Source organism: Saccharopolyspora antimicrobica, from assembly GCF_003635025.1.
GTDB lineage: Bacteria > Actinomycetota > Actinomycetes > Mycobacteriales > Pseudonocardiaceae > Saccharopolyspora > Saccharopolyspora antimicrobica.
Genome location: NZ_RBXX01000002.1, coordinates 611,849 through 632,926, shown reverse-complemented (window position 1 = coordinate 632,926; position 21,078 = coordinate 611,849). Strand labels below are relative to the sequence as shown.

At 71.5% G+C, this 21,078-nt stretch carries 21 protein-coding genes; 13 read left to right on the top strand and 8 right to left on the bottom strand.

What is annotated here, in order from left to right; genetic code table 11:
- The first annotated feature begins 62 nt into the window (after positions 1 to 62).
- From ATL45_RS03515 to ATL45_RS03495, 5 genes are all read left to right on the top strand, one after another.
- On the top strand, positions 63 to 851 hold the full coding sequence (locus tag ATL45_RS03515; protein WP_093158867.1) for a metallophosphoesterase family protein: 789 nt from the start codon (positions 63 to 65) through the stop codon (positions 849 to 851).
- Between the two features lie 65 nt (positions 852 to 916).
- On the top strand, positions 917 to 1,360 hold the full coding sequence (locus tag ATL45_RS03510) for an SRPBCC family protein (RefSeq protein ID WP_093158864.1): 444 nt from the start codon (positions 917 to 919) through the stop codon (positions 1,358 to 1,360).
- A 4-nt stretch (positions 1,361 to 1,364) separates the two neighbouring features.
- Complete coding sequence (locus ATL45_RS03505; protein ID WP_093158862.1) at positions 1,365 to 2,582, top strand: ArsA family ATPase; 1,218 nt, start codon at positions 1,365 to 1,367, stop codon at positions 2,580 to 2,582.
- Entirely contained in the window at positions 2,579 to 2,926 is a 348-nt protein-coding gene (locus ATL45_RS03500; protein WP_246025146.1) for a hypothetical protein, read from the top strand. The genes ATL45_RS03505 and ATL45_RS03500 overlap by 4 nt, the downstream gene beginning before the upstream one ends.
- On the top strand, positions 2,920 to 3,873 hold the full coding sequence (locus ATL45_RS03495) for an ROK family protein (RefSeq protein ID WP_093158858.1): 954 nt from the start codon (positions 2,920 to 2,922) through the stop codon (positions 3,871 to 3,873). The genes ATL45_RS03500 and ATL45_RS03495 overlap by 7 nt, the downstream gene beginning before the upstream one ends.
- A 15-nt stretch (positions 3,874 to 3,888) precedes the next feature.
- Here the strand turns inward: ATL45_RS03495 and ATL45_RS03490 are convergent, their stop codons facing one another.
- Both ATL45_RS03490 and ATL45_RS03485 read right to left on the bottom strand, forming a co-directional pair.
- On the bottom strand, positions 3,889 to 4,356 hold the full coding sequence (locus tag ATL45_RS03490) for a hypothetical protein (RefSeq protein WP_093158855.1): 468 nt from the start codon (positions 4,354 to 4,356) through the stop codon (positions 3,889 to 3,891).
- Positions 4,353 to 5,120, bottom strand: coding sequence for an alpha/beta hydrolase (locus tag ATL45_RS03485; protein WP_093158853.1), 768 nt, complete (start codon positions 5,118 to 5,120; stop codon positions 4,353 to 4,355). The genes ATL45_RS03490 and ATL45_RS03485 overlap by 4 nt, the downstream gene beginning before the upstream one ends.
- A 329-nt stretch (positions 5,121 to 5,449) precedes the next feature.
- Here ATL45_RS03485 and ATL45_RS03480 point away from each other — a divergent pair, with 329 nt between their 5' ends.
- The 4 genes from ATL45_RS03480 (at position 5,450) to ATL45_RS03465 (ending at position 9,811) form a co-directional block, all read left to right on the top strand.
- Positions 5,450 to 6,196 (top strand): lysophospholipid acyltransferase family protein, encoded by a 747-nt coding sequence (locus ATL45_RS03480; RefSeq protein ID WP_093158850.1) that lies wholly within the window; start codon positions 5,450 to 5,452, stop codon positions 6,194 to 6,196.
- 44 nt (positions 6,197 to 6,240) lie between these two features.
- Positions 6,241 to 6,741, top strand: coding sequence for a polyadenylate-specific 3'-exoribonuclease AS (locus ATL45_RS03475; RefSeq protein ID WP_093158847.1), 501 nt, complete (start codon positions 6,241 to 6,243; stop codon positions 6,739 to 6,741).
- Positions 6,742 to 7,062: 321 nt separating this feature from the next.
- Positions 7,063 to 8,088, top strand: a complete 1,026-nt coding sequence (locus tag ATL45_RS03470) for a 6-phosphofructokinase (RefSeq protein ID WP_093158845.1) — start codon at positions 7,063 to 7,065, stop codon at positions 8,086 to 8,088.
- 259 nt (positions 8,089 to 8,347) lie between these two features.
- Positions 8,348 to 9,811 (top strand): MFS transporter, encoded by a 1,464-nt coding sequence (locus ATL45_RS03465; protein ID WP_093158842.1) that lies wholly within the window; start codon positions 8,348 to 8,350, stop codon positions 9,809 to 9,811.
- On the opposite strand, the gene ATL45_RS03460 is transcribed toward ATL45_RS03465, so the two are convergent.
- Entirely contained in the window at positions 9,808 to 10,590 is a 783-nt protein-coding gene (locus ATL45_RS03460; RefSeq protein WP_093158840.1) for a hypothetical protein, read from the bottom strand. The genes ATL45_RS03465 and ATL45_RS03460 overlap by 4 nt on opposite strands.
- A gap of 225 nt (positions 10,591 to 10,815) precedes the next feature.
- Here ATL45_RS03460 and ATL45_RS03455 point away from each other — a divergent pair, with 225 nt between their 5' ends.
- The gene (locus ATL45_RS03455; RefSeq protein ID WP_093158837.1) at positions 10,816 to 12,204 is read left to right on the top strand and encodes a class II 3-deoxy-7-phosphoheptulonate synthase; all 1,389 of its coding nucleotides are present in this window, start codon (positions 10,816 to 10,818) and stop codon (positions 12,202 to 12,204) included.
- A 44-nt stretch (positions 12,205 to 12,248) separates the two neighbouring features.
- On the opposite strand, the gene ATL45_RS03450 is transcribed toward ATL45_RS03455, so the two are convergent.
- Positions 12,249 to 12,941 (bottom strand): aspartate/glutamate racemase family protein, encoded by a 693-nt coding sequence (locus ATL45_RS03450; protein WP_093158835.1) that lies wholly within the window; start codon positions 12,939 to 12,941, stop codon positions 12,249 to 12,251.
- Between the two features lie 106 nt (positions 12,942 to 13,047).
- On the opposite strand from ATL45_RS03450, the gene ATL45_RS39260 reads away from it, so the two are divergent.
- Both ATL45_RS39260 and ATL45_RS39255 read left to right on the top strand, forming a co-directional pair.
- On the top strand, positions 13,048 to 13,407 hold the full coding sequence (locus ATL45_RS39260; RefSeq protein ID WP_211841172.1) for a LysR family transcriptional regulator: 360 nt from the start codon (positions 13,048 to 13,050) through the stop codon (positions 13,405 to 13,407).
- Between the two features lie 41 nt (positions 13,408 to 13,448).
- Complete coding sequence (locus ATL45_RS39255; protein WP_211841533.1) at positions 13,449 to 13,946, top strand: LysR substrate-binding domain-containing protein; 498 nt, start codon at positions 13,449 to 13,451, stop codon at positions 13,944 to 13,946.
- Here ATL45_RS39255 and mptB read toward each other — a convergent pair.
- Together mptB and pknB are read right to left on the bottom strand one after the other, a co-directional pair.
- On the bottom strand, positions 13,894 to 15,453 hold the full coding sequence (gene mptB / locus ATL45_RS03440; protein ID WP_093158829.1) for a polyprenol phosphomannose-dependent alpha 1,6 mannosyltransferase MptB: 1,560 nt from the start codon (positions 15,451 to 15,453) through the stop codon (positions 13,894 to 13,896). The genes ATL45_RS39255 and mptB overlap by 53 nt on opposite strands.
- Before the next feature lie 157 nt (positions 15,454 to 15,610).
- Positions 15,611 to 17,599 carry a Stk1 family PASTA domain-containing Ser/Thr kinase gene (gene pknB / locus ATL45_RS03435; RefSeq protein ID WP_246025145.1) on the bottom strand — a complete coding sequence of 663 codons (1,989 nt, stop codon included), beginning with the start codon at positions 17,597 to 17,599 and terminating at the stop codon, positions 15,611 to 15,613.
- 182 nt (positions 17,600 to 17,781) lie between these two features.
- On the opposite strand from pknB, the gene ATL45_RS03430 reads away from it, so the two are divergent.
- On the top strand, positions 17,782 to 18,147 hold the full coding sequence (locus tag ATL45_RS03430; RefSeq protein ID WP_211841171.1) for an Rv2175c family DNA-binding protein: 366 nt from the start codon (positions 17,782 to 17,784) through the stop codon (positions 18,145 to 18,147).
- 239 nt (positions 18,148 to 18,386) lie between these two features.
- Here ATL45_RS03430 and crtI read toward each other — a convergent pair whose 3' ends face one another.
- Together crtI and ATL45_RS03420 are read right to left on the bottom strand one after the other, a co-directional pair.
- Positions 18,387 to 19,853 (bottom strand): phytoene desaturase family protein, encoded by a 1,467-nt coding sequence (gene crtI / locus ATL45_RS03425; protein ID WP_093158821.1) that lies wholly within the window; start codon positions 19,851 to 19,853, stop codon positions 18,387 to 18,389.
- Positions 19,853 to 20,929 (bottom strand): polyprenyl synthetase family protein, encoded by a 1,077-nt coding sequence (locus tag ATL45_RS03420; RefSeq protein ID WP_093158819.1) that lies wholly within the window; start codon positions 20,927 to 20,929, stop codon positions 19,853 to 19,855. The genes crtI and ATL45_RS03420 overlap by 1 nt, the downstream gene beginning before the upstream one ends.
- Positions 20,930 to 21,078: the final 149 nt, after the last annotated feature.

The following is a 21,078-nucleotide window of genomic DNA, read 5'->3' as shown; positions in this document are numbered from 1 at the left end:
GTGGGCGGCGGGTCCGGGACGGATTAGGTTCGGGGGAGCAGTGGCCGGTGGAGAGGAGTCGGATGCGCGTCCACGTCGTTTCGGATGTTCACGGCAACGTCGAGGCGCTCAAGCGCGCGGGCGACGGTGCCGACGCGCTCGTGGTGCTCGGTGACCTGATCGACTTCGTGGACTACCACGACCACGGCAAGGGCATCCTCGGACGCGTGTTCGGCGCGGAGAAGGTGGCCCGGTTCGCCGAGCTGCGCCGCGGGCCGCACCTCGCTGAGTTCGGCACCTACGTGCGATCGCTCTGGGCGAGCCTGACCGACCCGGCCGCGGTGGTGGAGGAGGCGGTGCGCGAGCAGTACGCCGAGCTCTTCGGCGCGCTGACCGCACCCACCTACGCCACGCCCGGCAACGTCGACGCGCCGCACCTGTGGCCGGAGTTCGCCGGTGACGGGGTGCACGTGCTGGACGGCGAGAGCGTTGAGATCGGCGGCCTGACCTTCGGTTTCGTCGGCGGCACGGTGCTCCCGCCCGGTGCGGTGCTGCGCAAGAACGCGGCCTGGGTGCCGTACTTGCGGGAGGCGGCGGAGTACGACGCCGCGGTGGCCGGGCTGCCCGCGGTCGACGTGCTCTGCACCCACCTGCCGCCCGCCGTGCCGGAGCTGATCTACGACGTGGTGGCCCGCAGGCCGGAGCTGGGTTCGGCCGCGCTGGCCGAGCGGATCGCCGCTGATCAGCCGCGCTGGTCGCTGTTCGGGCACGTGCACCAGCCGCTGGCGCGGCGGGTCCGCATCGGGCGCACCGAGTGCGTCAACGTCGGGCATTTCCAGCGCACCGGACGCCCTTACCCGATCGAGTGGTGACCCTGGCGGCGGACCTGGCGATCCTCCGCGCCGCTGCGCCCACCCGCACCCGGTAACCTGCGCGCATGGTCGATCAGTCCACCCAGTCCATCGTGATCAAGGCCTCCGCCGCGGAGATCATGGGCGTCATCGGGGATTTCGCCGCCTACCCGGAGTGGGCGGCGGCCGTGAAGGAGACCGAGGTGAAGTCGCTGACCTCGGACGGCAAGGCCGGGAAGGTGCGCTTCGTCCTGGACGCGGGAGTGGTCAAGGACACCTACGTCAACGTCTACGACTGGGCGGCCGACGGCCTGTCGGTGAGCTGGGAGCTCACCGAGGGCCAGGTGCAGAAGGCGCAGCACGGCAGCTACCGGCTCGACCCGCTGCCCGACGGCAGCACCGAGGTCACCTACAGCCTGGCGGTGGACCTGGCCATCCCGATGATCGGGATGTTCAAGCGCAAGGCGGAGAAGATGATCATGGACACGGCGCTGAAGGAGCTCAAGCGCCGCGTGGAGCACGCCGGGTAATCCGTTGCGGATCCTGCTTCTCACCGGCAAGGGCGGGGTGGGCAAGACCACCCTCGCCGCGGCCACGGCCGCCCGCATCGCCGCGGCGGGCCGGAAGGTGCTCGTGGTCTCCACCGACCCGGCGCACTCGCTGGCCGACGCCCTCGGCACCGAGCTCGGCGCGGAACCCGCTGAGGTGCGGCTGGACGGCTCCCACGCGGTGCTGCACGCGGCCGAGGTACAGACCCGCGCGCTCGTCGACGGCACCTGGCGCGAGCTGCGCGAACACCTGCGGACGATGCTTCAGGGCGCCGGGGTGGGCGAGGTCGACGCCGAGGAGCTGACGGTGCTGCCCGGCGTGGAGGACCTCCTCGCGCTCTCCGAGGTGCACCGGCTGGCGGCCACCGGACTGTGGGACACCGTGCTCGTCGACTGCGGGCCGACCGCCGAAACGCTGCGGCTGCTCGCCCTGCCGGAATCGCTGGCCGGCTACCTGGAACGGCTGTTCCCGGCGCACCGCAGGGCCGTGCGCGGACTGCTGGCGGGCATCGCGGGCAGCGATCAGGTGCAGCGCTGGGACGCGGTCGCCGACGGGCTGGGGCGGCTGGCGGAACGGCTGAGCGCGCTCAAGAACATGCTCGCCGACCCGGGCACCAGCGTGCGGCTGGTGCTGACCCCGGAATCGGTGGTCGCCGCGGAAACCCGCCGCACCCTGACGGCCCTGGCGCTGCAGCAGATCCGGGTCGACGGGCTGATCGCCAACCGGGTGGTGCCGGACCCGGGATCGGCGCGCGGCGCGGCGGCCCAGTGGCTGCGCACCCGGCGCCGCGAGCAGGAGGACGTCCTCGATTCCCTGCGCAGCGCCACAGACCTGCCGCTGCGCGTCGTGGAGCACCGCGCTGCCGAGCCGGTGGGTGCGGAGGCGCTCCAAGAGCTCGGCGCCGAGCTCTACGGCGACGCGGACCCGCTGGAGAACCTGCCTGCCGCCCCGGCCATGCGGGTCACCGGCGGCGGGCGGACGCTGGAGGCGGAGTACGACCTGCGGATCGCGCTGCCGCTGCACCCCGCGGCGGAGCTGGACCTGGCCCGCATCGGTGACGAGCTGGCGATCACGGTGGACGGTCGCCGCCGGTTGGTCGCGCTGCCCGCGGTGCTGCGGCGGTGCGTCGTGACCGGGGCGATCGCCGGAGACGACGGGCTGACGGTGCGGTTCCGGCCCGACCCGGAACAGTGGATGCGGTGAGAGCGGTGGACGAAGCGCGCAAGCACGATCAGCTGGTCGAGGAACTGCGACTGCTGCTCGACGCACTGGCCGGCAAGGCCGAGGAGCACCTGCGCGGCTGCGCCCCGCGCGCCGAGGACGAGGAGCGCGGCTGCGGCTGGTGCCCGCTGTGCGCGGCGGTGGCGCTGGTGCGCGGGCAACGCCCGGAGCTCAACGACCAGCTGCTGGGGATCGTGCAGCTGCTGCGGCAGGCGATGGCCGAACCGGAGCCGCAGCCGGCGGAGGAACCCGAGCCGGACGCGCCCGCCAAGGTGCAGCGCATCCGCGTGCAGCGGGTCGGCGGAACGGTGCTGGACGAGTGCTGACCATCGGCGTGGACGTCGGCGGCACCAGCGTGCGAGCCGGGGTCGTCGATCCGCACGGCGAGATCCTCGAAACCGGCCGGGTGCCCACCCCGGCGGGCGGACCGGAGCTGAACGAGGCGATCGCGCGCACCGTGCGAGGCCTCTCCGACCGGTACCCGGTGGCCGCGGTCGGGCTCGCGGTGGCGGGCTTCGTCAGCGAGGACCGCCGGGTGGTGCGCTTCGCGCCGCACCTGGCGTGGCGGCACGTCGCAGTCGCCGACGAACTCGCCGCACGTCTCGGGCTCCCGGTGGTCCTGGAGCACGACGCGAACGCGGCGGCCATCGCCGAGCACCGGTTCGGTGCCGCGGCCGGAGCGCGGGTGGCGGCGCTGGTGGCCATCGGCACGGGCATCGGCGCGGCGCTGGTGATCGACGGCCAGGTCTTCCGCGGCGCGCGCGGAGTGGCGCCGGAGCTGGGCCACCTGCGGGTCGTGCCGGACGGCAGGCAGTGCTCGTGCGGCAAGCGCGGTTGCCTGGAGCGCTACTGCAGCGGAACGGCCCTGGCCGCCACGGCGGTGGAGATGCTGCGCGCCGGCGGCGAACCGAGCGCGCTGCGGGAGTTCGCCGACCCGACCGGCGTCGACGTGGCGCGCGCGGCAGAAGCGGGAGACCCGCTCGCGCGGCGCGCGGTGGACGACCTGGCGCGCTGGCTGGGGGAGGGGCTGGCGCTGGTCGCCGACGTCTACGACCCGGAAGTCGTGGTGATCGCCGGCGGCGTCTCCGCCTCGGCCCACCTCTACCTCGACGCGGCCCGCGAGCACTACGCGGCGATGATCACCGGCGCCGGGCACCGCCCGCTGGCCGACGTGGTGGTCGCCCACCACGGTGACCCGGCGGCCATGATCGGCGCGGCGACCCTGGCCCGGGAACACGTCCTCACCACCGCCAAAGCCGCCTCCGGAGGCTGAGGCCGCCCGGGTGATTCAGACCTGGGCGCCGTCGTCGTCGGAGTTGCGCGGGGGCTGGCGCAGGCGGAGCAGGAGCCAGCCGATGCCGCCGCTGATCAGCACCAGGCCCAGCGGCAGGGTGATCGTGCCGGACAGCCCGGCCAGGCCCGGCACCAGCGCGAACAGCACGCCGATCACGACCACGACGATGCCCGCCATGGTCGTCGGGCGCGGGGTCGGCAGCGGCGGGGGCTCCGGCGGGACGTAGTGCTCGTCCTCCTCGTTGGCCGGGGCCGCCCAGTCGCGCGGCCCGCTCTCGACCGGTGCGGCCGCGGTCGGCCCGGCGGCCACCGGCGGCGCTTCGGGCCTCTCGCCCGCGGCGGCCGGCTCGTCGTCATCGGGCCAGCGCGCGAAGTTCTCGTCCCGCTCCAGGTCGGCGACGATCTCGGCGAAGGCCGCGTCGATGTCCTCCGGCCCGTCGGCGTTGTCGCGGCGCGTGCTCATACGAGTTCCTCGACCCGATCGCGGTGGATCCGTTGCAGGAATTCGACGCTACCGCTGAACAGCCGCGGCGCGTCGTGGTCCAACGTCGCGACGTGGAAGCTGTCCGCCAGCACGACCTCGGTGAGGTCCTCGCTGCGCACGCCGTCCAGCACGGTCGCGGCGTTCACCGGTTCGACGACGTGGTCGACCGCGGAGCGGAACAGCAGCACCGGCTGCCGGATCCGCCCCAGATCGGCGCGCACGACGCCCCACAGCTGCTGCAGGCTCGCCATCGCCCGCAGCGGGAGCCGCTGGTAGGCCAGCTCGAACCCGCCGGGTTTGGCGATGTCGCCGGGAATCCCGCCCGCCGCGGGCCACACCCGGCTGAGCAGCGGCAGCAGTCGCGCCGCCCGGCGCTGGGTCAGCACCGACGGGTTGACCAGCACGATGCCCGCGATGTCCGGGTGCTCCTGGGCCAGCCGGAGGGTGAGCGTGCCGCCCATCGACTGGCCGAACACGAACACCGACGAGCACCGCCCGCGCAGCTCCGCGAGCTCGGCCTCCGCGGCCCGGTACCAGTCGTGCCAGGTGGTCCGGTTGAGGTCGGGCCAGCGCGTGCCGTGGCCGGGCAGCAGCGGGCAGCGGACGGTGCACCCCTCCGCGGCCAGGTGCTCGCCCCAGGCCCGCATGCTCTGCGGAGTGCTGGTGAAACCGTGGCAGAGCAGTACGCCGATGTCGTCCGACCCGTCGTGCGAGAACGGTTCGGCGCCGGAAAGCACGGGCACTGCAGCCTCCCAAAGCATCGGCGTGCCTGTACCGCTTCATGGTCGCATGAGACTCCGACGAACGGGACGGCCTCGCGAACTTGCTGGTTTCAGGCTCGTTTTGCGTGGCAGAACCTCAGAGGTTCCCTGGACTGCGGGTGCCCTCCTGATGTTCGTCCGATGCACGGTCGAGGGGCCGTCCTCGTCAGGAAACCTCTGAGAACCCCGCGGCCGCGGATTCGGCCGGAAACAATCGTCTAGATCACCTTCACCGGCGCCGCATTGTGCTGGTCGCGCCTGCTCCGTAGGCTGAGCAGCGAAATCTTGCGGGGCAGGGAGGCGGCGGCGCGGTGTTGTACTGGGTGATGAAGCACATTCTGCTCGGGCCCTTGATGAAGCTGTTCTGCCGCCCGAAGGTCGAAGGCGTCGAGCACGTGCCCACCCGGGGCAGCGCGATCCTGGTCAGCAACCACCTCGCGGTCGCCGACTCGTTCTTCATGCCGCTGATGATGCCGCGGCGGGTCACCTTCCTGGCCAAGCGCGAGTACTTCACCGGCAAGGGCGTGAAGGGCAAGTTCAAGAAGTACTTCTTCTCCGGTGTCGGCCAGGTCCCGATCGACCGCTCCAGCGGCGCCGCCGCGCAGGCCGCGCTGGACACCGGGGTCCGGTTGCTGCGCGAGGGCAAGCTGCTCGGCGTCTACCCGGAGGGCACCCGCTCACCGGACGGCCGGCTGTACAAGGGCAAGACCGGGGTGGCGCGGATGGCGCTGGAATCCGGTGCGCCGGTGATCCCGATCGCGATGTTCGGCACCGACCGGGTCAACCCGATCGGCTCGAAGATGTGGTATCCGCACAAGGTCGTGGTCAAGGTCGGGCCGCCGCTGGACTTCTCCCGCTACGAGGGGATGGCGGGCGACCGGTTCGTGGAGCGCTCCATCACCGACGAGATCATGTACGCGCTGATGGAGCTGTCCGGCCAGGAGTACGTGGACGTCTACGCGGCCAAGGTCAAGGACGAGATGACCGCGCAGGGCAAGCAGGTCGCGGGCTGGAAGCCCCGCCCGGGCGGCCGGGTGCCCGAGTCGAAGGCGGGCTGAAGCCCCGCCCGGAGCGGTCGCGGACCGGCACCTACGCTTCCCTGGTGAGGTTCTTCTACGACTGCGAGTTCATCGAGGACGGGCAGACCATCGAGCTGGTGTCGATCGGGATGGTCGACGAGACCGGCCGCGAGTTCTACGCGGTGTCCACCGAGTTCGACGCGTCGCGGGCCGGCGCCTGGGTCCGGCAGCACGTGCTGCCGCAGCTGCCGCCGCCCGCCGACCCGTGCTGGCGCTCCCGCGCCCGGATCCGCGAAGACCTCTACAGCTTCATGACCGCGCGCGGCTCGAACCCCGAGCTGTGGGCCTGGTACGCGGCCTACGACCACGTGGCGCTGGCCCAGCTGTGGGGGCCGATGCCGATGCTGCCGTCCCGGATCCCGAAGTTCACCCGGGACCTGCGCCAGCGCTGGGAGGACGTCGGCAAGCCGAAGCTGCCTTCGGCCCCGGACAACGCCCACGACGCCCTCGCCGACGCCAAGCACAACCTCGAGCGCTGGAAGGTGATCGAGGACGTCCGCCGCAAGCGGGGCTTCGCGATCTGAAAGCTTGTCGGTGGCTGGTCCGCGTGGCGGTGCGGGTGCCCCTCCTGATGTAAGTCCGATACACGGCGGAGGGGCGAAACCACTCAGAACCCGCGGGTGGAAGCCGCGTGCGTACTCCAAGCGGCTGGCCCCGCTTATGAGGCGCGGACGGCTACCCCGACAGGTTCTGGGCGGTTCGTCCGTTCCCAGGCGGGCGACGACTTCGAATGGTAAATACGCGGTTACTTGCTGCAACGATCCAGTTCGTGTCAGGCTGTGCTCGGGGGAGACCTCGATCACAACTGGCTCACTGAGGAGGCGGCGAGAACCATGCCCGCTGGAATGCGTGTCGGAGTGCTCACCGGAGGTGGCGACTGCCCCGGTCTCAACGCGGTGCTCCGGGCGGCGACCCGCAAGGGGATTTCCGTGCACCAGCACGAGATTCTGGGATTCCGCAGCGGCTGGCTGGGGCCGGTGGAGGGCTTGACCACGCCGCTCACCCTGGACCGCGTCGAGGACATCCTCAGCCGCGGTGGCACCATCCTCGGCTCCTCGCGGACCAACCCGTACAAGATCGACGACGGCATCGCCAGGCTGAAGGCGACCCTGGCCGAGCACCGGGTGGACGCGCTGATCGCGATCGGCGGCGAGGACACCCTCGGCGTCGCCGAGCAGCTCACCCACGACGGGGTGCCGGTGGTCGGGGTGCCGAAGACGATCGACAACGACCTGGACGCCACCGACTACACCTTCGGCTTCGACACGGCGGTGCACATCGCCACCGAGGCCATCGACCGGCTGCGCACCACGGCGGAATCGCACCACCGCGCGCTGGTGGTGGAGGTGATGGGCCGCCACGCGGGCTGGATCGCCCTGCACTCCGGGCTGGCCGGCGGCGCCAACGTGATCCTGGTGCCGGAGCAGCCGTTCAGCGTCGAGCGGGTCTGCGAGTGGGTGGAGCAGCGCTTCGAGCGGCAGTACGCGCCGATCATCGTGGTCGCCGAGGGCGCGGTGCCGGAGGGCGGCAAGGAACTGCTGGTCACCGGCGAACGCGACGCCTTCGGGCACGTCCGGCTGGGCGGCGTCGGCACCTGGCTGGCCGACGAGATCGCTAGGCGCACCGGCAAGGAGTCCCGCGCGGTGGTGCTCGGCCACGTGCAGCGCGGCGGCACCCCGACGGCCTACGACAGGGTGTTGGCGACCCGCTTCGGCCTGCACGCCATCGACGCGATCACCGAGGGCGACTTCGGCAAGATGGTCGCGCTCCGCGGCACGGACATCGTCCGGGTTCCGCTGAGCGAGGCGACTGCCCGCCTCAAGACGGTCCCCCTGGAGCGCTACGCGGAGGCCGAAGTCCTCTTCGGCTGACCTTCCCGTGGCCGGGCCGTCCCCGGCCACCCCGCCGGGTGGGTGCGCAATTTCAATTGAAATCAGACCTCTGATTTCAATTGAAATTGCGCGAATCGGTTCCGGGGCACGGCTCAAGGTCCTGCGGTGTTCCAGCATGTGGACGCACCTGTTCCACCAGTTAGGCTAACCCCTCGCGATCGGGCGTCGGGGCCGTGCACGGGTGCTCGCGCCGTGCGCTCCCTTCGCCTCGCAGGTTCTTCGACGCGAAGGGGAAGCAGTGTCCACGCAACCGGTGGCCGGTGGGGAGCAGGTGCTCATCCGCTCGGCTCGGGACGTCACCGATCTGGTCAACTCCGGTGCTGCCCGGGGCAGCCACGCGAGGATGATCGTGCTGCTGGCGCTCGGCGGCATCTTCCTCGACGCCTACGACCTGACCTCGCTGGCCTACGGCATCACCGACATCAAGCAGCAGTTCGGCCTGTCCCCGGCCGGTGCGGGCGCGGTCACCGCCTCCATCAGCGTCGGCGCGATCTTCGGCGCCTGGCTCGGCGGCGTCCTGGTGGACCGGCTCGGCCGCTACCGGGTGTTCATGGCCGACATGCTGTTCTTCGTCGTCTCCGCGCTCGGCTGCGCGCTCGCGCCGAACATGGAAGTGCTGATCTTCTTCCGGTTCCTCATGGGCTTCGGCGTCGGCATGGACATCCCGGTGGCCATGGCCTTCCTGGCCGAGTTCTCCCGGCTCAAGGGCAAGGGCAGCAAGGGATCGCGCACCGCCGCCTGGTCGCCTGCCTGGTACGTGGCCACCAGCGCCTGCTACCTGGTGATCATGGGGCTGTACTTCGCGCTGCCCGACGAGCACCACGACCTGCTGTGGCGGTTCACCGTCGGCTTCGGCGCGGTGCCCGCCATCGTGATCCTGCTGGTGCGCAACAAGTACATGAACGAATCGCCGTCCTGGGCGGCCAACCAGGGCGATCTGGAGCGCGCCGCGGAGATCCTGCGCAAGTCCTACGGAGTCAACGCGGTGGTGGCCCCGGACGCCGAGGTGCCCGAGCAGCAGAAGGCCGAGCGCCGCGGCCTGCGCGACTTCGCCCGGCTCTTCGAGCCCCGCTACCGCGCCCGGACCGTCCAGGCGCTGGCCATCGGCCTGGCCCAGACCTTCGGCTACAACGCGGTCGCCTACGGCCTGCCGATCATCATCGCCAGCATCCTGGCGCAGGGCGCGCTGAACACCATCACCGCATCGCTGGTGCTCAACCTGGTCTTCGCGGTCACCGGCGGATTCCTCGGCATCCGGCTGGCCAACAAGGCCGGCGCCTGGAGGATGACGTTCCTGGGCTTCGCGGTGCAGCTGACGTCGCTGGTGGTGCTGGCGCTCATCGGCAAGCCCTCGGCCACCGCCTACGTGCTGTTCGCGATCTTCGCGCTGGGCGCGTTCATGTTCGCCCAGGCCTCCGGGCCGGGCGCGCACTTCATGAGCTTCGCCTCGCTGAGCTACCCGACGACCATGCGCGGCACCGGCATCGGCTTCAACCAGGGCACCCTGCGGGTCGGCTCCACGCTCGCGCTGTTCTTCTTCCCGGTGCTCAGCGCCGCGCTCGGCAGCGGTGTGTTCTGGGTGATCGCCCTCGCACCGCTGATGGGCCTGGTGGCGCTGCTGGCCAAGCGCTGGGAGCCGGTCGGCTACGACGCCGACGCGGTCGAGGCGCAGTGGCAGCGGGAGAAGGAGACCGCGAACTAGCTCGGCTTGTTCCAGACGACGACGTCGAGCGTCAGCTGCGAGGACTTCTTCTCGGTGATGACGACCCGGGCGTAGGCTCCGCTGGATGTTTTGACGCAGAGCGCGGAGTTGGCTTCGAGAGCGTTCATATCGGTGTAGCTGCGGTATCCCGCTCGTACGCAGTCCTCGAAGGTCGCCTCAGGCGTGGCCGCTGCCAGGTGCCAGGGTGCGTTCAAGTAGTAGCCGTCGTACGTGAGGTCTTGCGAGGAGGAAGAATCTCCTGAGCTCTCGGTGATCCAGTATTGCGCGTCGGAATCCAGATCCAGACCGTAGCGGCTGGTCAGCACGATGGGCTTGTCGCCGCTCTGGCGTTTGACCGCGGGATCGGAGGCGGGGGATTCGGTCGGCGGAGCCGAGGCAGTCACGGGTGCTGAGCTCGGCGGGGCGGGCTGTTCGGTCGAGGGCGTGTCGACCGGATGGTGCTGCCCGTCGGCGTTGACGTTCACCGGCACCGTCAGGGCTTGCGTGGCGACGACGGCGATCACGACCGCACCCGCCACGATCCCGGTGACCGACACCACCACCCGCCAGCCAACCGGCTTGCCGAAGCTCGTCGCCAGAAGCGTTGTGCCGAGCAGCAGCGCCACCGCTGCGAGAACCACGACGAGGACCTTCGTCGAGCCGCTGAGCAGCGTGGCCACGGCGGCGACGTCCGCGATGAGTCCGATCGGCCACAACCACTGCGCCATCGACTTGCGCTCCGGCTGTTCTCGCTGCGGCTCCCAGCGCGCGCCCGTCACTGCTGCCCCTTCCGCGTGTTGAACGGACGGGAGCCTAGCGGGCACAGTGCGTGTTCGGAGCGGAATCGCGCGGGTTCACGCGATCTTGCCCACCGCGCACCACGGCGCGGCGCCGCGCTGCCGCACGCCTGGCGGGGCTACTGAATCGAGCCCGGCTGGGCTTCCGCATGGTGGGACCGGCTTCCCGGAGTAAAAGCACTGGCGCGGACCGCCTATTCTGGATGCGTGAACTGGACCGTCGACGTCCCCGTGGATGACCTGCCCGAACTCCCGCCGCTGCCGCCCGAGATGCGCGCCCGGCTCGACGACGCCCTGAGCCGCCCGGCCGCCCAGCAGCCCAAGTGGCCGGACCAGGAGCAGGCGAACAACGTCCGGAAGGTGCTGGAGAGCGTTCCTCCGGTGACCGTGCCCTCCGAGGTCGACCAGCTGCGCCAGCACCTCGCGGCGGTCGCGCGGGGGGAGGCCTTCCTGCTCCAGGGCGGGGACTGCGCGGAGACCTTCGCGGACAACACCGAGCCGCACATCCGCGGCAACATCCGCACCTTGCTGCAGATGGCCGTGGTGCTGACCTACGGCGCGAGCATGCCGGTGGTCAAGCTCGGCCGCATCGCCGGGCAGTACGCCAAGCCGCGCTCCAGCGACACCGACGCGCTGGGCCTGCCGTCCTACCGCGGCGACATGATCAACTCGCTGGTCGCCACCGAGGCCGCGCGGCGCCACGACCCGTCGCGGCTGATCCGCGCCTACGCCAACGCCAGCGCCGCGATGAACCTTTCCCGCGCGCTGACCAGCGCCGGGATGGCCGCGCTGACCAAGGTGCACGACTGGAACAAGGACTTCGTGCTCAACTCCCCGGCCGGGGAGCGCTACGAGTCGGTGGCCGCCGAGATCGACCGCGGCCTGCGCTTCATGGCGGCCTGCGGCGTCGACGACTCCAGCCTGCACGCGGTGCAGTTCTACGCCAGCCACGAGGCGCTGGTGATGGACTACGAGCGCGCCATGCTGCGGCTGGACACCACCGGCGACAAGCCGCGCCTGTTCGACCTGTCCGGCCACTTCCTGTGGGTGGGCGAGCGGACCCGCCAGCTCGACGGCGCGCACGTCGCCTTCGCCGAGCTGATCTCCAACCCGATCGGCATCAAGATCGGCCCCGGCACCACGCCGGAGCAGGCCGTGGAGTACGTCGAGCGGCTGGACCCGAACAACGAGCCGGGCCGGCTCACCCTGATCAGCCGGATGGGCAACGGCAAGGTCCGCGACGTGCTGCCCGCCATCGTGGAGAAGGTCACCGCGTCCGGTCACCAGGTGATCTGGCAGTGCGACCCGATGCACGGCAACACCCACGAGGCCAGCACCGGCTACAAGACCCGCCACTTCGACCGCATCGTGGACGAGGTGCAGGGTTTCTTCGAGGTGCACCACCGCCTCGGCACCCACCCCGGCGGCATCCACATCGAGCTGACCGGTGAGGACGTCACGGAGTGCGTGGGCGGCGCGCAGGAGATCTCCGACGCCGACCTCGCGGGCCGCTACGAGACGGCCTGCGACCCGCGCCTGAACACCCAGCAGTCGCTGGAGCTGGCGTTCCTGGTCGCGGAGATGCTCCGCGGCTGAACCGCTGCGAGAAGGGCCTGGAGTCGCCGGCTCCAGGCCCTCCTTCAGCTCAGGGCGAGGTCGAGGACGTGCTCGACGTGCAGACGGGTGGAGTCGAACAGCGGCAGCGGGCTGTCCTCCGGGCCGATCAGCAGGGTGATCTCGGTGCAGCCCAGCACCACCGCTTCAGCGCCGCGATCCGCCAGCTCCCGGATCACCCGGACGTACTGCGCGCGTGAGCCGTCCTCGACGCGGTTGCGGGTCAGCTCCCGGTAGATGACGTCGTGCACCAGGCTGCGGTCGGGCTCGGCCGGCACGACGACCTCGATGCCGTGCAGGTCGCGCATCCTGGCCCGGTAGAAGTCGAGCTCCATCGTGTAGCGGGTGCCCAGCAGCCCGACCTTCCGGTGGCCGGCGGCCGCGATCCGCTGCGCAGTGGCGTCCACGATGTGCGCGAACGGCACGTCGACGGCCTTCTCGATGGTGTCGGCGACCTGGTGCATGGTGTTGGTGCACAACACGATCAGCTCGGCTCCGGCCTGCTGCACCCGTCGGGCGGCATCGGCGAGGAATTCGCCCGCCTGCCCCCACGCCCCGGCTTCCTGCATGGCCGCGACTTCGGCGAAGTCGACGCTGAACAGCACGGTCGGCACCGTGCGGTGCCCGCCGAGCCGACCGCGGCTGCCCTCGTTGATCAGCCGGTAGTACTCGGCCGAGGATTCCCAGCTCATCCCGCCGAGCATCCCGATGGTCCGCATGCGCCCTCCTGAGCTTCGCCGAACGACCTCGCCGACAGCTTCTCCGGGTGCCGCCGGCGGCGGTAGCCCGGTCTTGCTTGGCACCGGCCCAAGGGAAACTTGGGGCGTGGACGCGCAGCGGTTGTTGGTCTTCCGGGAGATCGCGCGGGCGGGCTCGCTCGGCGCGGCGGCGCGGGCGCTCGGTTGGACCCAGCCCGCGGTCAGCCAGCACCTGCGTCAGCTGGAACGCCAGGCGGGCACTGCCCTGGTGCTGCGCCACCCGCGCGGCGTGCGGCTCACCGAAGCCGGGCAGGTGCTCGCGCGGCACGCCGAGGCGCTCTCCGCCCGGTTGCGCGCGGCGGAGGAGGACTTGGCCGAGCTGGTCGAGTTGCGGGCAGGCACGCTGCGGCTGGCCGCGTTCCCGTCCGCCTCGGCGACCCTGGTCCCGGCAGCGGTCACAGCGCTGCGCGCGGAGCATCCGGCCTGACCGTCCGGCTGCGCGAAGCCGAGCCGCCGGAGGCGATCCGGATGGTGTCCACCGGCGGCGCGGAACTGGCGATGGTCTTCACCCACGGTTCCCCGGAGCAGGACCCGGACCTGGTGTGGCTGGCGCTCGGGACCGAACAGCTCCGCGTGGTCCTGCCCGCCGACAGCCCGCACCGGGCCGCGGTGGTGGAGCTGGCGGAGCTGCACGACGAGCGGTGGATCGGCGGGTGCGAGTCGTGCACCGCGAATCTCGTCGATGTGTGCAGGTCAGCCGGTTTCGATCCGGACATCCACCACGGCACCGACGACTACGTGGTCACCCAGGCGTTGGTGGCGGCTGGGCTGGGGGTCGCGCTGCTGCCGCAACTCGCCCTGACCGCGTTCCAGGATCCCCGGGTCCACGTGGCGGCCGCGACGCCGGAGCAGGACCGCACCCTGTTCCTCGTGCACCACCGGGACCTGGCCGGGGTGACGGCGGTCGAAGCGGCTATCGGCGCGTTGCGGACTGCGTCCGGGACAGGCTCCCGAAGGCGGGACTGAGCCCCAGCGGGTCGTAGCGGACCAGGGACAGCGCGCCGAGCACGGCCGCGCCGATGCCCACCGCAACGAACGGCCAGTTGTACATCGCCTGCTCGCCGTCCGGGTAGTACGCCAGCACCAGCGCGATCGAGGCTCCGACCACGTAGGACAGGGCGCGCGGCGTCCAGGCGAAGGCCGCGCCCAGCGCGAGGCCCCAGGTCGTGTACCAGGGCAGCAGGACCGGCGACAGGAAGGCGCCGAAGCACAGGACGATCGCCGCGCGGCGGATCGCCTCCGGGCCGCCTTCGCGGGCCTGCCACCAGTTCCACACCAGGATCGCCACCAGCAGCAGCGAGCCGAGCGTGCGGGTGGTGCCCACGAACGGCCAGATGTTGGTCTCGCCGAACAGCGAGACCAGGCTGTGCACCGCCTGGCCCACGGCTGTCGGCGCGGACAGGTAGTTGACGATCATGCCGGGCGCCGACAGCGCGGACAGCCAGCCGAACCCGACCTTGGCCAGCAGCGTGCACGCCCCGAAGACCACCGCGAACACCCCGACCGCGGGGAACACCGCGCGCAGGAACCGCTGCCACAGCGGGCCGGTCAGCCGGGACGCCCAGATCCACACCAGGAACGGCAGCGCCAGCCCAGCGGTGGCCTTGATCGCCATCGCCGCCGAGACCAGCGCGATGCCGCTGACGTGGCGGCCCTCCAGCACCAGCAGCGTGCCGACGGCCAGCAGCCCGATCATCAGCATGTCGTTGTGCGGGCCGCCGACCAGGTGCACCACGGTCATCGGGCTGGTCGCGACCAGCCACAGCGCGACCGGCAACCGGCCGCCGAGGTGGCGCACCAGGCCGGGCAGCGCCCCGATCAGCAGCGCCAGGCCGCCCAGCAGCACCAGTCGCATCACGATGACGCTGGCGATGACGTCGTGCCCGGCCAGCAGGATCACGCCCTTGGCCACGCCCATGAACAGCGGCCCGTAGGGCGCCGGCGTGGTCTGCCAGGTCGGGTGCACGTTCTCCGGGATCGGGCCGGTGAGCGTGGACGGGCCGACGCCGTAGGGGTCGAGGCCGTGCAGCGCCAGCAGTCCCTGACCGAGGTAGCTGTAGACGTCGCGGGTGAACAGCGGCGGGGCGATGAGCATCGGCAGCAGCCAGGCGACCGTCGCCCACAGCACGCCGCGGGAGGTCACCAGGTGGGCGAGCACGCCGCGGCCGAGCCGCACCCACGCCCACACCAGCAGCGCGAACCCGATGTAGACCACGGTGACCGCGACGTCGCGGCCGTGCCCGTAGCGCAGCACCGACAGCGGGCCGGTGCCGAGGACCGGGTCGTGCACGAGCGTTCCGCCCGCGCCGAAGGAACCGATCAGCAGCAGCACGGAGCCGATCGCACCCAGTGCGATGGTGCGCAAGGGCAGCGGACGGCTCTCGCGCCGTTCGCCGGTGGCCTGGTCGGCTGTCGTGTTGTTGGTCCGCTCGGACCAGTCGGGTGCCGACTCGGTGGAAACGCTCGGGGGCATCGTGCTCCCAATATTTCCACAACGGCTCCGCGTGCCGCCTGTGACCAGGAAAGATCGGCCGTTAGGTCACCGATCGGGTGGATTCCGGGGCCGAGTAGGCGCAGGTAGATCCCACATCGGGAAAACGTTACGCAACCCGATGGAGATCAGGATCACATCAGAACGCCGTTATGTGGATCTCGCTTCCCGGCTCGACGCGCGAATCGGCGAACGGGTACTGCGTCAGGACCCGCATGTTGTCCCGCGGGAAGATCGAGGTGACGTTGAGGACCAGCCCGAGCTCCTGCGCCTTCTGCTGCGCTTCCTCGACGGTTCCGCCGGTGAAGCTGGGAACCGTCACCGCGTTCGACAGCAGCACCCCGATCCGCGGCCTGCCGACCAGCCGGACCTCTTCGCCGATCGCCGGATCGGTGCTGATGACGTGGTCGGCCGCCACGTCGGCGTCGAACTCCTTGCCCAGCTCGTAGGGCTCGAATCCGGCGTTGCTCAAAGTGGCGAAGGCGTCGTCGCGGCTCATCCCGCGCACGTCGGGCACCGGGACCGGCGGTGGTCCCTTGCTGACGATCAGCGACACCTGGCTGCTGATGTTCAGCGGCGTGCCCGGCGCCGGGTCGACGGTGATGACCCGGCCCTCCGGCACGGTGGTGTGGAACTGGTCGGCGGACTCGTCGTGCTTCGGCTGCAGCTTCGCGTTGCGGATGAGGCTCTCGGCCTCGGCCAGCGGCATGCCCTCGGTGATCTCCGGCACCTTGGGCTTGCCCAGCGACACCACCAGGTCGACGGTGCTGCCGGTGCGCACCTGCGAACCCTCGCGGGGGTTCGAGCTGATCACCACGCCTTCCGGCACGTTGTTGTCGTTCTCCCTGGTCACGTTGCCGCTCAGGTCGACGGCGGCGAGCGCTTCCTGCGCCGCCGCCTCCTGCTCGCCGACGAGCTTGGGCACGTCGACGTAGCTGCCCAGGCCGAGCCAGAACGCGGCTCCGCCGACGAGGGCGGCGAGCACCAGGACGATCGCGGTCCACACCGCGACGGTCCGGCGCCCGCGCCCGCGCCCGCGCTGCGGAGCGGGTCCGGCCGCCGGGACCGGCGCCATCTCCTGCGTGTAGTCGTCACCGGTGGCCGGGCGCAGCATCGCCCGGGTGCGCTGCGGCTGCACCGGCGGCGGCGCGTTCTGGACGACCGGGATCTGCGCCGTCGGCGGATCGTCGTCGGTGATCTTGGGCATCAGGGTGGTGCTCTCGGCGGACTCCGGCACCGGCGCCGGGGCCAGCGAGATGCCGAGCTCGGCCCGCGCCTGCTGCACCTCGGCGAGGAACGCCTCGGCGCTCTGCGGGCGCTGCGCCGGATCGCGGCGGGTGGCGCGCACCACCAGGTCGTTGATGGCAGGCGGGAGGTCGGGAACCTGCTCGACCGGCGGCGGCACGTCGTCGTTCACGTGCCGGTAGGCCACCGAGAGCGCGGTGTCGCCGACGTAGGGCGGCCGGCCGGTGAGCATCTCGTAGAGCACGATCCCGGCGGCGTAGACGTCGGTGCGCGCGTCGGCGGCACCGGTGGTGACCTGCTCGGGGGAGAGGTAGGCGACGGTGCCGAGGATGACGCTGCCGCTGGTCGTGCCCGCCTCGGCGGCCGCGCGGACCAGCCCGAAGTCGGCGACCTTGACCGAGCCGTCGGTGCCGATCAGCACGTTCTCCGGCTTGACGTCGCGGTGCACCATCTCGGCCCGGTGCGCGGCTTCCAGAGCGGAGAGCACCGGCTCGATCACGCTCAGCGCCGTGGCCAGCGGCAACGGGCCCCGGTCCATGATCAGGTCGCGCAGCGTGCAGCCCTCGACCAGCTGCATCACCAGGAAGACGTGCTCCTCACCGGTGCCGTGGTCCACGCCCTGGTCGTAGACGGCCACGATGTCGGGGTTGTGCAGCTTGGCCGCGGCCCGTGCCTCGCGCTCGAAGCGCTCCACGAACGACCGGTCGCCGGAGTACTGCGCGTCCATGACCTTGATCGCCACCGGCCGGTCCAGGCGGGTGTCCAGGCCCCGGTAGACGGTGGACATGCCACCGCGGGCGAGCAGCGCGTCGACCCGGTACCGGCGTTCGAGCATGGCTCCGACGAGGCTCGCGCCGCGTCCTCGCCGTGTCTCAGAAGTCATCGTCCGCCAACCGCCGGTTAACCGTTCCGACCACGATTGTGGCAGGTGCGGACGACACGCCGGGGCCAGGTGGTGGGATCGGTCATGATCTTGATCGTAGGACGGCGCCGGACGCGCGGCGCGGGGATCTCCGGGACGCCGGTGCTCGGCGTCGGTCGGTCCGATGTGGCAAGGTATGCAGCGTGAGTGCGATCCCAGCTGCCCCGGATGTGCTCGCTCCCGATGTGGAGGTCGTTCCGCTGGAGGCCGTCGCCGAACGGCTCGGGCGGTCCGTGACCCGGGTGCACCAACTGATTCGTGATGGACATCTGCTGGCCCTGCGTCGCGACGCCGTGCTCGGCGTTCCCGACGCGTTCCTGACCGGCAACGAGATAGTGAAGGGCCTGCCTGGCACGATCACCCTGCTCCGGGACTCCGGCTACCACGAGGACGAGATCCTGCGCTGGCTGTTCACCCCGGACGACACGCTGCCGGGAACTCCGATCGACGCCCTGCGCGGCGACCGCGGCCGCGAGGTAAAGCGCCGCGCCCAGGCGATGGGTTTCTGACAAGCCTGTCTGACGAGCTCGTTCTGCGTGGCGGTGCGGGTGGCGGCCCCCCTGCGGGAGTTGCAGCGCCCGCCTGGACTGCGGGTGCCCGGCTTTATGTGTGGCCAATACATGGCAGCCGGGCCGTCCTCGCCAGGCGAACGCTGAGAACCCGCGGCGGTGCAAGCTGCGAGGGTGGGCCGAACGCCTTCGGCGTTTCAAGACCGGGAAAATGCGGTTGTGGGCGCGCAGCAGCGCGCTCACGACCCGGTGATGCGCTGAGCCGCTAGCTTCCCGGAGATGAGGACCGGGGGCACGCCGACGCCCGGCGTGGTCCCGGATCCGGCGAGCACGACGTTGTCCAGGCCGTGGACCAGGTTGCGCGGCCGGAACGGGCCGGTCTGCGGGAAGGTGTGCGCGGCGGAGAACGGTGTCCCGGCGGCATGGCCCTGGGCGGCCCAGTCGGCGGGCGTCACCAGCTCCTGCACCTCGATCGAGGCGCCGAAATCGGTGAATCCGCGCCGCTCCAAGGTGCGCAGCAGCTCGTCGCGGTAGGCGGGGCCGATGCGGTCCCAGTCGAATCGCGCGGTGGCCAGGTTCGGGCACGGCGCCAGCACGTAGTGCAGGTCGCGGCCTTCCGGTGCCAGCGACGGATCGGTCGTCGTCGGCCGCGTGACCAGCAGCGACGGATCGCTCATCAGGGTGCCGTCGCGGATGATCTCGGTGAACGTCCGGTCCCAGGCCGCGCCGAAGGAGATGGTGTGGTGCGCGTCGGACCAGTTGCGCGTGGTTCCCGCGTGCAGCACCACGGCCGACGGCGACCAGCGCAGCCGCCGCCTCGGCCGGTGCCCGAGCAAGCGGTGCACCACCGGCAGGTCCGGGGTGAACACGAACGCGTCGGCGCTGATCCGCTCACCGGCAACCGTGCGCGCTGCGACGATCCGGTCGCCCCGGCGCTCCAGGTCGGTGACCTCGGTGTCGTAGCGGAACGCGACGCCTGCCTCGGCTGCCGCGTCGGCGAGCGCCTGGGGCACCGCGTGCATCCCGCCGCGCGGGAACCACACGCCGTTGACGGTGTCCATGTACGAGATGACCGCGTACAGGGCGAGTGCGCGACGCGGGTCGAGGCCCGCGTAGAGCGCCTGGAACGAGAACACCCGGCGCAACCGCTCGTCGCCGAGGAAACGTCCGATGGCCGGTCCCAGGCGCCCGAAACCGCCCAGCGCGGTCAGCCGGGCGAGCTCCGGTGACACCAGGTCCAGCGGGGAGTCGAAGTTGGCGTCGATGAACCGGTGCATCTCCGCCCGGTACACCTCGGTCAGCCAGCCCCGCAGCCGCCGGTACCCGGCCGCCTCCGCGGGTCCGGCGAAGCGGCGCACCTCCTGCTCCATGGCTTCGGCGTCGGTGTGCACGTCCAGCACCGAGCCGTCGGCGAAGCGCGCCTGGTAGGCCGGGTGCAGCGGAACCAGGTCGAGCCGTTCGGCCAGCGAGCTGCCGACCGCGTGCAGCGCTTCGTCTACCAGCTCCGGCATGGTCAGCACGGTCGGGCCGGTGTCGATGCGGTAGCCGTCCAGCCGGTGCAGCCCGGCGCGGCCGCCGGGCAGCGGCGCGCGCTCCACCACCGTCACCTGCCGGCCGGCCCCGGCCAGGTGCAGCGCGGTGGTGAGCCCGGCGAGGCCGGCACCGAGGACCAGGACGTGGTCGCTGCGACCGGTGGTGGTGCGCATCAGCGGGTGCGGTCGGTGACGGCGACGGCCAGCTCGGCGAGCCGCGACGCGGCCGGTTCGGCCAGGTCGGCGCCGTGCAGCGCGAGCAGCGCCGACCCGGTCAGGTCGGTGATCTGCTTCTCCACCGCGGCCACCGCGCCGAGCCGGGTGAGCAGCTGCCGCGCCTGCTCGACGCGCTGCTCGTCCAGGTCGGGGTCGCCGAGAACGCCGTGCAGCAGGTCCAGGGCCTCCTGGTCGCCCTGCTTGAGCGCGGTGGCCGCGGCTTCGGCGATCAGCAGCGTCCGCTTGCCCTCGCGCAGGTCGTCGCCCGCGGGCTTGCCGGTCACCTCGGGGTCGCCGAAGACGCCGAGGAGGTCGTCGCGCAGCTGGAAGGCGACACCGATGTCGGAACCGAACCGGCGCAACGCCTCCAGCGCCGCCGGGCTCGCCCCGGCGATCTCGGCGCCCACCTCCAGCGGGCGCTGCACCGTGTAGGACGCGGCCTTGAGCTGGCAGATCCGCAGCGCGGCCTGCGGGGACTCGTCGCCGCGGACCTGGCCGAGCACGTCCAGGTACTGCCCGGCGAGCACCTCCGTGCGCATCGCGCGCCACGGCCGCAGCGCCCGGTTCAGCGCGGCAGGCGGGATCCCCGCGCTGTGCAGCATGTCGTCGGCCCAGGACAGCGCCAGGTCGCCCAGCAGCACGGCACCCGCCATGCCGAACTGGCGGTCGTCCCCGGCGAAGCCGGACTCCTGGTGGACCTGCTCGAACTTGCGGTGCACGGTCGGGTTGCCGCGCCTGGTGTCGGACTCGTCGATGAGGTCGTCGTGCACCAGTGCGCAGGCCTGCAGCAGCTCCAGGGCGCTGGCCGCCCGCAGCATCGCGATCGCGGCCGGGCCCTCGTCGCTGCCACCGGCGGCGCGCCAGCCCCACCAGGCGAACGTCGGGCGGATGCGCTTGCCGCCGCTGAGCACGAAGTCGGCCAGCTCGGCCACCGCGGCGCCGAACGCCGGATCGAGCTCGGCGGCCTCGGTGCGGCGGGCCCGCAGGAATTCGGTCAGCTCCCGCTGGACCTGATCGGGAAGGCTCGACTCCACGACGGTGTCCTTGCTGGCTGCTTGCGCGGTAACCGATTGTGATGGAGGCACCCCACCATCCTCCGCGATGGCGTTCGGCTTCGGCTGCCCGGGCTACCGGTTCGCTCCCAGTCGTTGGGAGGACTCCGGAGCGTAGCCGGGAACTCCTC